We start from the raw sequence: 14,801 nt of genomic DNA, 5'->3' as shown, positions 1-14,801 counted from the left end.
ATTGTACTTTTTTGCTTACCTTTTTTGTTTTGTGCCATTTTAACAGTTTTTAACGAATTAACAGCAATGGATTTCGTTATTTTGCGTTTCATTTAGGAGTTTAGTTTCGTTATGATTTAACGAATAACTGATAATCAAATAACAGTCAGTAATGATGAAGTTCAAATTATTAAACCTTTTAGTGTTTGGGGCGCTAGTGTGTATGCTCAGTTCATGTCTTTCAACAGTTGTATTGGAAGAGAATGTAATCGACCAACAAAACGAAACACAAATTCAGCAGTATATCAGTAGTAAAAGCCTAACGATGCAAAAAGCTTCAAATGGGGTTTATTATGCTATCAATAAGGCAAATCCTAGTGGTCGCCAAATAATATTGGGAGATACTATTAGCGTGCATTATGTAATTACAAGACTAGATGGTGTTAAAATTGATAGCTCGTCAGTACTAACCAATAAGCCTTTTACGTTTTATCATAACGGAGTAAATACTAATATCTTTTTGAAATTTCTTTATTTAATGCACGAAGGTGAAACAGGTTCGTTTATTTTACCTTCAAGATTAGTTGGCGCAGGAGTAGCATTTCCGAATCTAGCGGCGAATCAACCAGTGCGTTGTGATATTTCATATTTCTACACTTTCGGCGAAGAAGCCGATATTGACCACTATATTGCTAAAAATAAGATTACAGTTACTGAAAAAACAACCGAAGGTGTTAGATACATCAAAACAAGAGATGGGTCGGCAGATTTAATTTCGGGAAAAGTAGCTAAGATAAAATACACAGGTAAGTTCCTGAGCGGAGAAGTCTTTGATACCAATGTTGGTAAAACAGACTCTTTGAGTTTAACAGTTGGTTCATCATCAACTTCATTTGTGACTGGCTTCGTAGTTGGTATTAATAAAATGAAGTTAGGTGAAAAAGCAACATTAATTTTCAGGTCTGCTTTGGGATATGGTTCAACTGGTAATACAACAATACCGCCATATACCCCCCTTATTTTTGAAGTCGAAATAGTAGCATTAAAGGATCAATAAAAATAAATAAATTATGAACAAAAGTACATTTTGGCTGATGCTGGCTAGTATAGTAGGTTTACTAAGTAGCTGCATGAGCTCAGGAGAAGATACAACACAGAGGTATCTTGACAATGAGAACAAGGTAATTCAATTCGGTAAAGATAATAACCTAACTCTTACCAAAGATGCTAGTTCTGGAGCTTATTACAACCTGACGACTATTAATGCCACAGGAAGAAGCCCAAAGGCAACAGAATTAGTAAAAGTTTATTATACATATAGGAAGTTAGATGGAACCTTGCTTGATAGTACAACATCAGTACCTGTTGGTTATCCATATCTAACCTATAATAGCCTTTTAAATGTCCCTGTTAGTTTGTTGAAAGAAGGCGAAAAAGGCGTATTTATTTTTCCTGAAACAAGCCAATATACAGAACCAACAATTTTAACACTACAGTTAATTTCTACACGTACAGAAGTAGAGCAAGTTGGTGAATTTGTACAAAGTAAATTTGCAGGGTTGACTGTCAACACAAGTAGTAGCGGATTACAATATGTAATAACAAAACAAGCTACTACAGGAGAACTAGTAAAATCTGGTCAAACGGTTACAGTAACTTATACAGGAAAGTTATTATATCCGACAAAGAAAAGAGATAGTAATGGCTTTTATATTTATAATGAACAGTTTGATACAGGAAGTTTTAGCTTTGTATTAGGACAAGGTTCAACGGTTGCAGGTTTTGAAGAAGCTGTTGCTAAACTAAAAGTAGGAGATAAAGGTAATTTTGTGTTTCCTTCTTCATTAGGTTATGGAACAGCTGGAAAAATAGATAATACCACTGGGGCTTATTCTATTCCACCATATTCGCCATTGAATTTTGAAATAGAAGTTACTGCAGTTAAATAAATATATTACCTCATTTGAAGCCTCCTCATTTTTCTTGAGGAGGCTTTTTATTTATTTTATTATGAAAAAACTCTGTTTTGCTACGAACAATGCCCATAAAGTGGAAGAAGTTCAAGCCATATTAGGACAAAATTTTGAACTACTCACCCTCAGCCAGATAGGCTGTAGTGAAGAATTGCCAGAAACAGGTAATACATTAGAAGCCAATTCTTTACAAAAGGCACAATATTTGTACGAACATTATCAGGTAGATTGTTTTGCTGACGATTCGGGGCTAGAAGTAGCTGCACTTGGGGGCGAACCCGGCGTTTTTTCAGCCCGTTATGCAGGAGAACAAAGAAGCCATGCAGATAATATCAGCTTGCTATTAAAAAACCTTGCTGGTAAAGAAGATCGTTCTGCACAATTCAGAACGGTAATTACGCTGATTTTAGGCGGAGACGTAACTCAATTTGAAGGTATCATTAAAGGGACAATTATTGAGGAATTAAAGGGGAATGAAGGGTTTGGGTATGACCCAATTTTTGTCCCCGAAGGTTTTGATTTAACCTTTGCTGAAATGAGTATTGACGAAAAAGGAAAGATTTCGCACCGTGCTAGGGCGGTGGAAAAATTAATTGCTTTTTTAAAATAAACAAATATTCATTAATAGTAAGTCACTACCTTAAATGTAACTTTATTTAGGGTAGTGATTTTTTTTAGGAGGATATATAAACACTTATCATAGAGAAAGTAAACGTATAATCGCCTTTTAATCTTTTAATAAGATTTTTACCGCCGAATAGGGGTTTTGAATAGATGAAATGTCTGTATTATGAGAGCAAATTTGATATTGCATCTAAATAATGTAAATTCGATAAAAAAAATATTTTATTTCTTTAAACATTCCTACATAGAATGGCTTATTCCAAAATCCAAAAACTACTAATTGCTTTAATCTTTATATTAATTTATCAAAATACGAATGCCCAATATGTAATAACTGGAGTGGTGACTGACGCAAAAAATGGTGACCCTTTGCCTTTTGCAACAGTCGGCTTGAAGGGTGTGAACGTTGGAGCTCAAACAAATTTTGAGGGAGTATATGTAATAAAAAGCAAAGTACTTACAGATTCAATTTATGTAAGTACTGTCAATTATAAGAAGCGCACCAAAGTGCTTGACAAAAAAGCTTTGAGTCAGAAAATTGATTTTCAATTGCAAGGAGAAACAAAATCCTTGGATGAAGTCGTTGTGTATTCTGGTGAAAATCCTGCCTTCAAAATTCTTCGGAAACTTAATGAAAACAGAGAAAAAAATGATAGAAAACGCCTATCAGCTTTTGAGTATGACTCATATTCAAAAATGGAATTGGACGTAGACAACATCTCTGAAAAATTTAAGGAAAGGAAAGTGATGAAGCAAATCCAAGGAGCGATAGCCAAATTTGAAAAATTGGCGGGCGAAGATGGAAAAGCTGTCATTCCAACCTTCATTTCAGAAACTATTTCAAAATATTATTTCCGTGAAAGCCCCTCAAGAAAGAAAGAAATAATCTTGAAAAATAATATCAAAGGAGTTGGCGTAAAAGAAGGAGGGTTTGTATCACAATTGGTAGGCGGGAATCTATTTGCCAATTATAATTTCTATGACAACTTTGTCCCTTTTCTAGGGAAAGATATTATATCGCCCTTTGGTGAAAACTGGAAAGGAACTTATAAATGGTTTTTATCAGATACTACGGATGTAGATGGACATATTTGTTATGGCTTGGAATTTGACCCAAAAAATGATAAAGACTTAGTCTTTGTAGGGAAAGCTTATGTAGATACTACGTCATACGCTTTGGTACAAATAGATGCCACCATTGGAAAAGAAGCCAATATCAACTTCATTGACAAAATAAAAATCTCTCAAGAATTAGAACAAACAACAGAAGGTGCTTGGCTACCAGCCAAAACCAGATTTTTAGTTGATATCGCCGAGCTATCGAAAAATTCAGCGGGTATGTTGTTGAAAATGTATATCTCTAACAAAGATTTTGTCATCAACAAGCCCAAAGATTTAAGCTTTTATGATATACCGATAGAAGTAGCAGAGGATTCTAAAGAACCAGACCCAAATTATTGGCTTGGTGCTAGGCATGAATCGCTTTCTGCCCAAGATATTCTTGCATCCAGACTGATAGATACTGTTAGGAATGTTCCTATTGTGAAAACTTACGTAGAAGTAGCCGAGATTATAGCAAGTGGTTATAAGCGATTTAATAAGTTTGGAATAGGCCCATATATCAATTTATTCTCTGTCAATAAGGTAGAGGGTTTTAGAATGAGATTAGGATTTAAAACCAATTCTCAATTTAGTAAAGAATGGATTCTGAAAGGTTGGGCAGGTTTTGGAACCAAAGATTTAGTATTAAAATACGGTGGTGAGGTAGATTATATTCTTTCTCGCAGACATTGGACTGTCGTTGGAGCTAAACATAGTTACGATTTAGAGCGTATTGGGTTGACACCAGAATTAATTGGAGACAACAAAATATTTTACGCCTTCTCGCGATGGGGTGCGTTTTCAGGGGCTTTCTATAGAAGAGAAAGCGAAGTATTTATAAAAACAGAACCAACCAAAGGGTTTACTTTTACAGGGGCGTTAACAACAAGAGGTTTTGACCCTTTATTCCAATTTCAATACAGAACCATACCCCAAGAAGGTCCAAAATCACCAACTTTAGATCATTATGACGATACGTTTTTTACCATTGAAGCACGTTTTGCAAAGAACGAAACCTTCTTGATGGATGGTAACGAACGCATAACGCTTGGCAGTAAACGTATTCCAACTGTTACATTAACGTATCAGCATGGTATGAAGACCTTGAACGGCGATTTTAGCTATGATAAATTCATGGCAAAAGTCTTTCAATCTTTCAGAATAGGAACATTAGGTCGTTCAGACTATACCTTACAAGCAGGCTATATACCAACAGTATTGCCTGCACCGCTATTGTTCCCACATTTAGGGAACGAGACCTTTTTTTACAACCGTGCAGCCTTTAATACGATGCACTACTTTGAATTCGTAAGTGATAAATACGTATCATTGAATTATAACCACAATTTTGATGGATTACTTTTCAATCGTATTCCTGCCATTCGTCAATTAAAATGGCGTTTGATTGCCTCTGCCAATGTACTATTTGGTAGCCAAAGAGCAGAAAATACTGAGTTGATGCAAGAAGCAATACCCGTGATTAATCCACGTCACATAAAAGGTGAACTTCAACCAAGATACAGTTTTTCAGGTTTAGAATCTGACAAGCCGTACATTGAAGTAGGATATGGTATTGATAACATTTTTAAGATATTTAGATTACAGGCATTTCATCGCCTATCATATCTTGATCACGTTTCTCCTTCTGGAAGAATCCCTTCTCCTTTTGCACTAAAAGGGTCAGTACATTTCTCTTTTTAAGGCAAACTTATTAGCTTTACATAAAAGTCCTACTTTACAGCTTATAAAAAATCTGTGAGGTGGGATTTTTTTTGGAGTCTAATTTTATCTCCAAGAAGTAATGTGCGTAACTTCTTTAGCCTTGATAAGTTTTGAATTATTTGTATTTTCTAAATTAGAAACGGTTCTTTTAGCGAGATTTAATTTGCTGTTTTTCATTTTTGTATATTGCTAAAATGTTAAAGAAAACTGTTGAAAAGGTTGTTGAATATTCGTTTTTACTATCTCCAAGAAGTAAGATGCGTAACTTCTTTAGCTTTGATAAGTTTTGAATTATTTGTATTTTCTAAATTAGAAACGATTCTTTTAGCGAGATTTAATTTGTTGCTTTTCATTTTGTATTAGTAAAGTCTAAAATTTTATGAGATGTTTTTTAATTAATGATATGTGTCTGTTTTGATGATTCAAAATTGGACAAAAAAGAGAGGTTAAAATCAAACTTAGCTTTAATCGACTTATTATCAGTCTAAAAGTCCTTATTATAGATTCAAACTTTGACATAATAAATAGGTGAATCGGTAAACATTCAATAATATATAAGGATTATTGTGATATAATTTTTTTAAAATTCTTTGAAATGAATCAAAAAACAAGAATGCATGTAATTGTTTGGTCATTATATGTTGTTTATTACGAGTTAAGCTATATTATTGCATACCTAGATAAATCGGAGCTAGCAACTGGATTAATTATATTAATCAATTGTTTTTGTTGGATATCCATTTTCTATAATTGTATATTATTTATTTTTCCGAAATTTTTAGTAACTAAAAGATACTCAATAACACTTTTACTATGTATTGTGAATGTATCTGTTATCTCCGTAATTAATCTTTCTTTGATTGTTTTCCTATTTCCCAATTACCCGGATGCAATATTTAGCCAAAGGGAGTTAATGATACATTCTTGGAATGCTCAAATTTTCACACTTTATGCTTTAGGCTATTATTTTGCAGAAAAATCACTTAATCAACAAATCGAAATTGCTGCTCGAGACAAAGAAATAAGTGAACAAAAGATTGCTCTTGCAGAAAAGGAAGCGAAAATTGCTAAACAAGAATTGGAAATAGCTATCTTAGCGAAAGAAAAAGCCTTGGCGGAAATGGCATTTTTAAGAGCCCAAATAAATCCGCACTTTATGTACAATACCCTTAATATGATTTTTGAAAGGGTAAGAAAAGCATCTCGTGAAGCAGGAGATATTGTCTTAGCTTTTGCTGAAATGTTAAGATATGCGACTAGTACGAAGTCACAAGAAGATGAGGTGAGTTTGAGCGGAGAGTTAGACTTTGTAAAGCAGTATATAGAATTACACATGCAACGTTTTCATTATAAGGTATATATTGACTTTGAAGAAGACGGTGATTTTACTTATCACAGAATTGTACCGATGGTGCTGATTACCATCGTTGAAAATGGTATTAAACATGGGATTTTTGATGACCCAGAAATAGCCTTCCGTATTAGAGCGACGCTGATTGATGATGAATTTGTGTTTATTGCCTCTAACAAGAAAAACCCTTATCCAAATTCCATTGCCGATGCAGGACAAACAGGTATAGGGATTAAAAATATTAAAAAACGACTTTTAACGACGTATCCAGCTGAAGCCCATAGTTTAGAAATAATAAATGGCGAAGAAGACTATACGGTTATATTTACAGTAAATTTTAACCTTCTGAAGAAATGATTAATTGTATTGTGGTAGATGATGAACAATCTGCATTAGATCTTTTGGTGGATTATATCAATGATACACCCTTCCTTAATTTAGTGGCTGCTACAACCAACCCTATGGAAGCAGTAGGAATTTTGCAGTCTAGAGAGGTGGATTTAGTGTTTGCAGATATTCAAATGCCAAGAATGAATGGACTTAATTTGGTGAGCTTATTTGAAAACAAAGTGAAATTTGTGATGACAACGGGGTATCAAGAATATGCCTTGAAAAGTTTTGAGTATGGCGTATTAGATTACTTAGTAAAACCTTTTTCATATCAACGTTTTTTGAAGGCAGTTAATAAAATGCCTTTCAATATGACCCTTGTTGAAGACCCTACTAAAACAATAGAAACAGTACCAGAACCACCCACCAAAAGAGAGGAATTTATTTTTGTGAAGGTGGATGTAAAAGGAAAGTTTCATAAAGTTCTTTATAAAGATGTGGTATATATGGAAGCTCAGAAAAGCTATGCGTCAATCTATACCAAGGAAGAGCGCATAACAACCAACCTTACGCTTTCGGATTTAGAAAAACGCTTACCACAAGACCGTTTCATGAGGATTCACCGTTCTTATATTATCTCTACTGAGAAAATAACAGGGATAGAAGGGGATGAAGTAATCTTGGATAAAGTAGTGAGGATTCCTGTGGGAGATACTTATGCTGAAGAATTTACTAAAGCCATTGAAGGGAGTATTTACTATAAAGAGAAAGACAGTGCCACCCTAGTATATAGAAAAATAGGGGGAGACAAAAGCTAAAATTTATCCATTCGATAAAGAAAAACAGCCTTGATACTGATGAAGTATCAAGGCTGTTTTTTTGGGTGATATTTCTATCAACGTTCATATTTAGATAAATGAAAACTTAACATCTAATTAAAAATAAAACATTTAAAAGAGCCAATTTGTACAATTTTAAGAACTTTTAGAGGGTTTCTTGTTTTAATGATTTTTAATTTATATTTGTTTTAACGAAAATAATAGCACAGTCAACGTATATTAATTACTTTCAATCAATGTCAATTTTAGTACTTATAATTTCTTGTACAATCGCAGCATATTTACTGGGGTCTATTCCAACTGCTATTTGGTATGGTGAAGCTTATTTTGGGTTTGATATTCGTAAACATGGCAGTGGTAATGCAGGGGCTACTAATACGTTTAGGGTTTTAGGTAAAAGAGCAGGAACGATTGTATTATTAATTGATGCTATTAAGGGCTGGATAGCTACTTCACTAGCATTAATGATGTACTATGGTCACCTTATTGAGTGGAGTGAATGTCAAAATTTGAAATTACTTTTTGGGTTTGCGGCGGTTTTGGGTCATATTTTCCCTGTATTTTCTAATTTCAAAGGAGGAAAAGGAGTAGCTACCTTGTTAGGAATGGTGATGTCGGTACATCCAGAAGCTGCCTTGGTTTGTATGGTGATTTTCTTTTTGGTTTTTATCTCATTTCACTATGTATCATTAGGAGCTATTATTGCCTCTTTGTCTTTCCCAATATTACTCTTATTAAAGACTTTTGGCAAAGAAAACGACCTAGTAATTATTTTTGGTTTCATTTTATTCCTACTTATCCTGATTACTCACCGTAAAAACGTAGTGAGGTTATTCAAAGGACAAGAAAGCAGAATTTACCTTCGTCGAAAGAAAGAATCCGTTTAAATCGGTAGAACATATTATATTTGTACCTTCTGACATTTTTGTGTCGGAAGGTATTTTTTTTGGCTCATTGTTTCAAAATTAAAATAATGAATCATTCATTACACAATCACGACAACATGAAAAACTATATTGAAGCTAATAAAGAGCGTTTCTTATCTGAATTACTCGACTTGCTAAGAATTCCATCAATAAGTGCTGATAGCAAATACAAAGATGATGTTAGGAAAGCCGCTGAATTTATTGCTGATAAAATTAAAACGGCTGGGGCTGATTTTGCAGAAATAAGTGAAACAGCAGGGCATCCGATTGTTTTTGGACAAAAAATAATAGATGAATCACTGCCTACTATTTTGGTATATGGGCATTATGATGTACAACCAGCAGACCCTTTAAACCTGTGGGATTCTCCGCCATTTGAGCCTGTAGTAAAAGATGAAAAAATCTATGCTCGCGGAGCTTGTGATGACAAAGGACAAGTATATATGCACATCAAGGCTTTTGAAACAATGGTTGCTACTGACGCTTTGCCATGCAACGTAAAGTTTATGATTGAGGGCGAGGAAGAAGTAGGTTCTGATAACCTCGGAACTTTTGTAAAAGCCAATAAAGAAAGATTAAAAGCAGACGTTATTTTGATTTCTGATACGGCTATTATTGCCAATGATATTCCTTCTATTGATGTGGGATTGAGAGGGTTGAGTTATCTAGAAGTTGAAGTAACGGGTTCAAATAGAGATTTACACTCTGGCGTTTATGGAGGGGCAGTAGCTAATCCAATCAACGTGCTGAGCAAAATGATTGCTTCATTACATGATGAAAATAATCATATCACTATTCCTACTTTTTATGACGATGTGGTAGAATTAACACCTGCTGAACGTGAAGCTATGGCACAAACGCCATTCAACTTAGCCGAATATAAGAAAGATTTGGGCATTGATGATGTAAGAGGAGAAACAGGCTATTCTACGTTAGAAAGAGCATCCATTCGTCCAACGTTAGATGTGAATGGTATTTGGGGAGGTTATATTGGAGAAGGTGCCAAGACGGTATTGCCTTCAAAAGCTTCAGCAAAGATTTCTATGAGATTAGTGCCTAATCAGCAATCAGATCAAATAACAGCACTGTTTACCAAACACTTTGAGTCTATCGCTCCAGCAGGAGTTAAGGTAAGCGTTCGTCCACATCATGGTGGCGAACCTTATGTTACCCCGACAGACTCTAAGGAATATAAAGCAGCCGAAAAAGCAATGGAAGAGAGCTTTGGCAAGAAACCAGTGCCTACTCGCGGTGGAGGAAGTATCCCAATTGTTGCTTTATTTGAGAAAGAATTAGGCTTAAAAACTGTATTGATGGGCTTTGGGTTAGATTCAGATGCGATTCACTCTCCTAACGAGCATTATGGCTTATTTAACTATTATAAAGGCATAGAAACAATACCTTTATTCTTTAAATACTATACAGAATCATAAGTAATAGTATAAAATATTGCGATTTTCTTCTGAATTTTAAATTAATCACAAAATAGTCAATACAATACAGTGCTTAATTAAAATGCTAAATTGTTATATTTGCAAAAAGATAGAAGTGAGCAAAAGCAAAGAAATATCTTAAGAACATAGATTAAAGAGAGGTATTAGTGTTGATTTTACCTTTTCTGAAAGAATTATAATCATCATGACCGAAATTAATTTAGAAGCCCTTACCACAGAAGAAACCTCACGGTATGATAACCTTGATGAGATGTCTGTGCGTGAGATTTTAGAAGGCATCAATAATGAAGATAAAACAGTGCCTTATGCTGTAGAGAAGGCAATCCCGCAAATAGAAAAACTTGTTTCGGCAATTGTTCCTAGAATGAAAAAAGGAGGCAGGCTTTTCTATATCGGAGCAGGCACAAGTGGCCGTTTAGGAATCGTAGATGCCTCTGAATGTCCGCCTACTTTTGGCGTACCTTTTGATTTAGTCATTGGTTTGATTGCTGGGGGCGATGGTGCCATTCGTAAAGCCGTAGAAAATGCCGAAGATGATATAGAACAAGCTTGGAAAGATTTAGAAACTTATGATATTCATGAGTTAGATACCGTAATCGGTATTGCGGCATCTGGAAGAACGCCTTATGTAATTGGCGGTTTGAACAAAGCCCGTGAAAACGGCTTATTGACAGGCTCAATTTCATGTAATGAAGACAGCGAAATATCAAAAGCAGCCGAATTTAAGATTGAAGCAATACCAGGCCCAGAGTTCGTAACAGGAAGTACGCGTATGAAATCTGGAACGGCTCAGAAGCTTATTTTGAATATGATTTCCACCTCTGTGATGATTCAATTGGGAAGAGTAAGAGGAAACAGAATGGTTGATATGCAATTAAGCAATAATAAATTGGTAGTTAGGGCTGAAAATATGGTGATGGAAGAGCTAGGCATTAGCCGTGAAGAAGCCGAGAGCTTACTACAACAACATGGGAGTGTAAGAGCCTCTGTAGATGCCTACCGAGCAAATCATTAACATATCATTAACATCAAGTACAAAAACAAGCAAGTATGTTTGTCGTTATAAGTTATATTACTTAAAAGGCGAACTAGTCTTATGTCTCATTATTTTATACAACAATAAGATTTAATCAATACATCAGTAACCCTTTCTTTTCTTTATTATGAAAAAAACGATATTAAGTGCGATGTTGCTTTCAGCCCTAGCAATTAATGCAAAAGCACAGGATTTTCCTGAAGATATTAAGCCACTTGTAACAAAGTATGCTTGTACAGCATGCCATAAAGTAGATGCTAGATTAGTTGGTCCTGCCTATACAGATGTTGCAAAAAAGAAATATACGAATGAAAAAATCGTAGAATTAATCGGTGCTCCTAAGCCATCAAACTGGCCAGGTTATCCACCAATGGCTGCTTTGAAAGTACCTAAAGAAGATGCTTTGAAAATAGCAGGTTGGATTAATTCACTAGCTGCGAAGTCTAAAGGAAAAAGCAAAAAAAGCTAATACTTTTCAACATTAAAAAAATACCTTGACGGCGTTAACGAACTGTCAAGGTATTTTTTTTGTTGGCACAATATTAGTATTTTTAATTCGAGCCACAATTTTTTATCAATATGAACAAATACCAAGTAACTGTATATTTTAGTGTTGACCAAGAGTTCATGAGTTTAGTGCCTGAACATCGTAGTGTTATCAACGACTTAATTCTGAAAGGAGTAATTGATTCTTATGCTATTTCAGCAGAAGCTGGCAGAGGATGGATTATCTTCAATGCTAAAAGCAAGGAAAGTGTTCATAAATACCTAGAACGTTCGCCACTATATAGCTATTTTGAATTAGAGATAGACCAATTGATGGTGTATGATTCACAATCGTATCGTTTTCCCAAAATGGTTATGAATTAAGAACGGAATATATAACAGCGTAATAACTAAAAAAGGCTTAGGTGTTATCAAACACCCAAGCCTTTTTTAGTTATTACATCGTATTGTTAAGCTTCTTCTGCTTTTGTTTCTTCTGTTTCAACAGCTTCCTCAGTAGCTTCTTCTACTTCAAATGCTTCTGGTAAATTCTGTGAAATGATGTTATACCAATTAATCATTTTTTTCACATCTGACCCATGAACACGTTCACGGTCGAAATTAGGAACTACCGTACCTAAGAAATCAAAAAGATCAGCCTCCGTAGCATTTTTTGTGTTCAATTCAATCTTTTCACCATGCGTTTCTCTGATTTTTAAGAAAATATTTGCTAGAGGCATTGCTGCATCTTGGTGATCTTCAATATATACTGAAATATCTTTTAATACAGATACGCGTGCATTGGCTCCCACAACCGAACGAGCTTTTTTGCCATCTAAACTTTCAACAATAACTCCTGTACGTGTTGGTTTTAAAATTCTGTATAACCCACTTTGGCCAGAAATATTGGCTATTTCTTTTAATAATTCCATGTTTTATTTTAATGATTTGTTTTTGCAAAATTACTCAATTAGTTCTTAGCAAAATAGTACTAAGGCTGAAAACCTAACGAGGTAGATATTTTTCAAGCTTTAAACTCTTGGTTTAGATCACTAATTGTATGAAGGATTTCTTCTCTACCAGAGCCATTAACGGAAGAGCTTACAAAAAATTGTGGCATTTCTTCCCATGTTTCCAGTAACTTTTCTTGATACAAAGCAACATTTCTGTCAGCAGCCGTTTTAGATAATTTATCAGCCTTCGTGAAAACTAAACAGAAGGGAATGCCCTCTTCGCCCAAACGATTGATAAATTCCATATCAATTTTCTGTGGCTCGTGACGAATATCTACTAATACAAAAGTGTACAATAAATTTTCACGGTTTGAAAGATAATCATGAATCATCGACTCAAACTTTTCACGTTCTGTTTTACTGATTTTGGCATAACCATACCCCGGTAAATCTACTAAATACCATTTTTGGTCAATCAAAAAATGGTTTATCAACTGTGTTTTCCCTGGCGTTTGTGAAGTTTTAGCCAAGCCCTTTTTTTGAACAATCGTATTGATTAACGATGATTTACCCACATTCGAACGACCAATAAACGCATATTCTGGTTTATCAGGTTTGGGGCATTTTTCGTATTCTGTATTACTCTGTAAAAATATTGCTTCTGTGATTTTCATAAAACTAATGTTAAAATAGTATGCCTACTTGTTAAAGGCGATACTTCTTTTTTAAACTTTTACAAATTTACGGAAGATTTAGCACTTCTCTTGCTTCTAAGCTTTTTAACGACAATTATCTCACAAACTAATCATAATCTAAGGGAAAGCACAACGATTTATTTCAGTATCAAAAATCCACTCTAATGAAACAATCGTATCTTTGTGAGAATTACAGCGATTAAGACGATTCGCTTTTATCAATACCACAAACGATTCATGCAATCGTGTAGTTTATATGGAAATTTTACAAAATGATTTATTGTTAAGAGCCGCCCGTGGCGAGCAAGTAGAACGTGTACCCGTTTGGATGATGCGTCAGGCAGGAAGAATTTTAGCTGAATACCGTGCTGTTCGTGAGAAAGCAGGGAGTTTTATTCAGTTGGCTACAACGCCCGAACTAGCTGCCGAAGTAACCATCCAACCTGTTGATATTTTAGGCGTAGATGCAGCCATTATTTTCTCAGATATTTTGGTTATTCCCGAAGCTATGGGCTTGCCATATATGATGGAAGAAAAAGTAGGGCCAATCTTTCCAGAGGTAATTAAAACAATGGCAGATGTGGATAAGCTTCGTATTGCAGACCCAGAGGTAGAACTGAAATATGTATTAGATGCCATCAGAATTGTAAAGAAAGAACTGAATGGTCGTGTACCACTAATAGGTTTTGCTGGTGCTCCTTTTACTTTGCTTTGCTACATGATAGAAGGACGAGGCTCAAAGACGTTCTCGAAGGCTAAGAAATACTTGTATTCAGAACCTGAACTTTCGCATGCTCTTCTACAGAAAATCACCGATAGTACTATTGCTTATTTAAAAGCACAAATAGCTGCGGGAGCCAACCTTGTGCAGATTTTTGACTCTTGGGCAGGTATTCTCTCACCTGAACAATACCGTATTTATTCATTGCCATATATCGCTCAGATTTGTGATGCCATTACGGAAGTACCCGTGACGGTATTTGCTAAAGGAGCATTTTTTGCGCGCGAAGAAATGGGTAAACTGAATTGCGAAACAATAGGTTTAGACTGGAACATGGACATTGCCGAATCTAGAAGATTAATTGGCGATAGTAAAACGCTACAAGGAAACCTTGACCCATGTGTATTGTATGGCTCATTCGCTGAAATAAAGGCACATACTCGCTCGATGATTCAGCAATTTGGCGGACAAAAATATATTGCCAATTTAGGACACGGTGTATACCCAGATACTGACCCAGAAAAAGTAAAATGCTTTATTGATACGGTAAAAGAATATAGTTTTTAGTATTAGAAATATATAGTAGCTTCCTAAGGCACGGCAAAAAGTCC

General features: G+C 35.0%; 14 protein-coding genes. 12 read left to right on the top strand and 2 right to left on the bottom strand.

Annotation, left to right across the window (positions count from 1 at the left end; all coding sequences use genetic code 11):
- Nucleotides 1-151: 151 nt before the first annotated feature.
- The 11 genes from J2Y60_RS21570 to J2Y60_RS21520 all read left to right on the top strand — a co-directional run bounded on the left by J2Y60_RS21570 (nucleotide 152) and on the right by J2Y60_RS21520 (nucleotide 12,205).
- Nucleotides 152-1,036 (top strand): FKBP-type peptidyl-prolyl cis-trans isomerase, encoded by an 885-nt coding sequence (locus tag J2Y60_RS21570; RefSeq protein WP_309921827.1) that lies wholly within the window; start codon nucleotides 152-154, stop codon nucleotides 1,034-1,036.
- Between the two features lie 13 nt (nucleotides 1,037-1,049).
- Nucleotides 1,050-1,928, top strand: a complete 879-nt coding sequence (locus J2Y60_RS21565) for an FKBP-type peptidyl-prolyl cis-trans isomerase (protein ID WP_309921830.1) — start codon at nucleotides 1,050-1,052, stop codon at nucleotides 1,926-1,928.
- Between the two features lie 61 nt (nucleotides 1,929-1,989).
- The gene (locus J2Y60_RS21560) at nucleotides 1,990-2,562 is read left to right on the top strand and encodes a non-canonical purine NTP diphosphatase (protein ID WP_309921833.1); all 573 of its coding nucleotides are present in this window, start codon (nucleotides 1,990-1,992) and stop codon (nucleotides 2,560-2,562) included.
- A gap of 263 nt (nucleotides 2,563-2,825) precedes the next feature.
- Complete coding sequence (locus J2Y60_RS21555) at nucleotides 2,826-5,378, top strand: DUF5686 family protein (protein ID WP_309921836.1); 2,553 nt, start codon at nucleotides 2,826-2,828, stop codon at nucleotides 5,376-5,378.
- 616 nt (nucleotides 5,379-5,994) lie between these two features.
- Nucleotides 5,995-7,107 carry a sensor histidine kinase gene (locus tag J2Y60_RS21550; RefSeq protein WP_309921839.1) on the top strand — a complete coding sequence of 371 codons (1,113 nt, stop codon included), beginning with the start codon at nucleotides 5,995-5,997 and terminating at the stop codon, nucleotides 7,105-7,107.
- Nucleotides 7,104-7,898, top strand: a complete 795-nt coding sequence (locus J2Y60_RS21545; RefSeq protein WP_309921842.1) for a LytTR family DNA-binding domain-containing protein — start codon at nucleotides 7,104-7,106, stop codon at nucleotides 7,896-7,898. Before J2Y60_RS21550 ends, J2Y60_RS21545 begins: the two co-directional genes overlap by 4 nt.
- A 257-nt stretch (nucleotides 7,899-8,155) precedes the next feature.
- The gene (gene plsY / locus J2Y60_RS21540) at nucleotides 8,156-8,806 is read left to right on the top strand and encodes a glycerol-3-phosphate 1-O-acyltransferase PlsY (protein WP_309921845.1); all 651 of its coding nucleotides are present in this window, start codon (nucleotides 8,156-8,158) and stop codon (nucleotides 8,804-8,806) included.
- Nucleotides 8,807-8,892: 86 nt separating this feature from the next.
- Nucleotides 8,893-10,278 (top strand): dipeptidase, encoded by a 1,386-nt coding sequence (locus J2Y60_RS21535; protein WP_309921848.1) that lies wholly within the window; start codon nucleotides 8,893-8,895, stop codon nucleotides 10,276-10,278.
- Nucleotides 10,279-10,483: 205 nt separating this feature from the next.
- Entirely contained in the window at nucleotides 10,484-11,314 is an 831-nt protein-coding gene (gene murQ, locus J2Y60_RS21530; RefSeq protein WP_309921851.1) for an N-acetylmuramic acid 6-phosphate etherase, read from the top strand.
- 148 nt (nucleotides 11,315-11,462) lie between these two features.
- Nucleotides 11,463-11,804, top strand: coding sequence for a cytochrome C (locus J2Y60_RS21525; protein WP_309921853.1), 342 nt, complete (start codon nucleotides 11,463-11,465; stop codon nucleotides 11,802-11,804).
- Nucleotides 11,805-11,914: 110 nt separating this feature from the next.
- Nucleotides 11,915-12,205, top strand: coding sequence for a muconolactone Delta-isomerase family protein (locus J2Y60_RS21520; protein WP_309921857.1), 291 nt, complete (start codon nucleotides 11,915-11,917; stop codon nucleotides 12,203-12,205).
- A gap of 86 nt (nucleotides 12,206-12,291) precedes the next feature.
- On the opposite strand, the gene J2Y60_RS21515 is transcribed toward J2Y60_RS21520, so the two are convergent.
- Both J2Y60_RS21515 and yihA read right to left on the bottom strand, forming a co-directional pair.
- The gene (locus J2Y60_RS21515) at nucleotides 12,292-12,753 is read right to left on the bottom strand and encodes a DUF5606 domain-containing protein (protein ID WP_309921860.1); all 462 of its coding nucleotides are present in this window, start codon (nucleotides 12,751-12,753) and stop codon (nucleotides 12,292-12,294) included.
- Between the two features lie 92 nt (nucleotides 12,754-12,845).
- On the bottom strand, nucleotides 12,846-13,448 hold the full coding sequence (gene yihA / locus J2Y60_RS21510; protein WP_309921864.1) for a ribosome biogenesis GTP-binding protein YihA/YsxC: 603 nt from the start codon (nucleotides 13,446-13,448) through the stop codon (nucleotides 12,846-12,848).
- A gap of 277 nt (nucleotides 13,449-13,725) precedes the next feature.
- Here yihA and hemE point away from each other — a divergent pair, with 277 nt between their 5' ends.
- Entirely contained in the window at nucleotides 13,726-14,757 is a 1,032-nt protein-coding gene (gene hemE, locus J2Y60_RS21505) for a uroporphyrinogen decarboxylase (protein WP_309921868.1), read from the top strand.
- Nucleotides 14,758-14,801: the final 44 nt, after the last annotated feature.

The organism is Arcicella sp. BE140 (assembly GCF_031456255.1).
Classification (GTDB): Bacteria; Bacteroidota; Bacteroidia; order Cytophagales; family Spirosomataceae; genus Arcicella; species Arcicella aquatica.
This window is presented reverse-complemented; position numbering and strand designations above follow the sequence as displayed.

Bases quoted from the DNA above. Each gene is read 5' to 3' on its own strand.
- J2Y60_RS21520 (WP_309921857.1), top strand. From the start codon at position 11,915: ATGAACAAATACCAAGTAACTGTATATTTTAGTGTTGACCAAGAGTTC.
- J2Y60_RS21550 (WP_309921839.1), top strand. From the start codon at position 5,995: ATGAATCAAAAAACAAGAATGCATGTAATTGTTTGGTCATTATATGTT.
- hemE (WP_309921868.1), top strand. From the start codon at position 13,726: ATGGAAATTTTACAAAATGATTTATTGTTAAGAGCCGCCCGTGGCGAG.
- murQ (WP_309921851.1), top strand. From the start codon at position 10,484: ATGACCGAAATTAATTTAGAAGCCCTTACCACAGAAGAAACCTCACGG.
- plsY (WP_309921845.1), top strand. From the start codon at position 8,156: ATGTCAATTTTAGTACTTATAATTTCTTGTACAATCGCAGCATATTTA.
- J2Y60_RS21545 (WP_309921842.1), top strand. From the start codon at position 7,104: ATGATTAATTGTATTGTGGTAGATGATGAACAATCTGCATTAGATCTT.
- J2Y60_RS21565 (WP_309921830.1), top strand. From the start codon at position 1,050: ATGAACAAAAGTACATTTTGGCTGATGCTGGCTAGTATAGTAGGTTTA.
- J2Y60_RS21515 (WP_309921860.1), bottom strand. From the start codon at position 12,753: ATGGAATTATTAAAAGAAATAGCCAATATTTCTGGCCAAAGTGGGTTA.
- J2Y60_RS21555 (WP_309921836.1), top strand. From the start codon at position 2,826: ATGGCTTATTCCAAAATCCAAAAACTACTAATTGCTTTAATCTTTATA.
- J2Y60_RS21525 (WP_309921853.1), top strand. From the start codon at position 11,463: ATGAAAAAAACGATATTAAGTGCGATGTTGCTTTCAGCCCTAGCAATT.
- J2Y60_RS21560 (WP_309921833.1), top strand. From the start codon at position 1,990: ATGAAAAAACTCTGTTTTGCTACGAACAATGCCCATAAAGTGGAAGAA.
- J2Y60_RS21570 (WP_309921827.1), top strand. From the start codon at position 152: ATGATGAAGTTCAAATTATTAAACCTTTTAGTGTTTGGGGCGCTAGTG.
- yihA (WP_309921864.1), bottom strand. From the start codon at position 13,448: ATGAAAATCACAGAAGCAATATTTTTACAGAGTAATACAGAATACGAA.
- J2Y60_RS21535 (WP_309921848.1), top strand. From the start codon at position 8,893: ATGAATCATTCATTACACAATCACGACAACATGAAAAACTATATTGAA.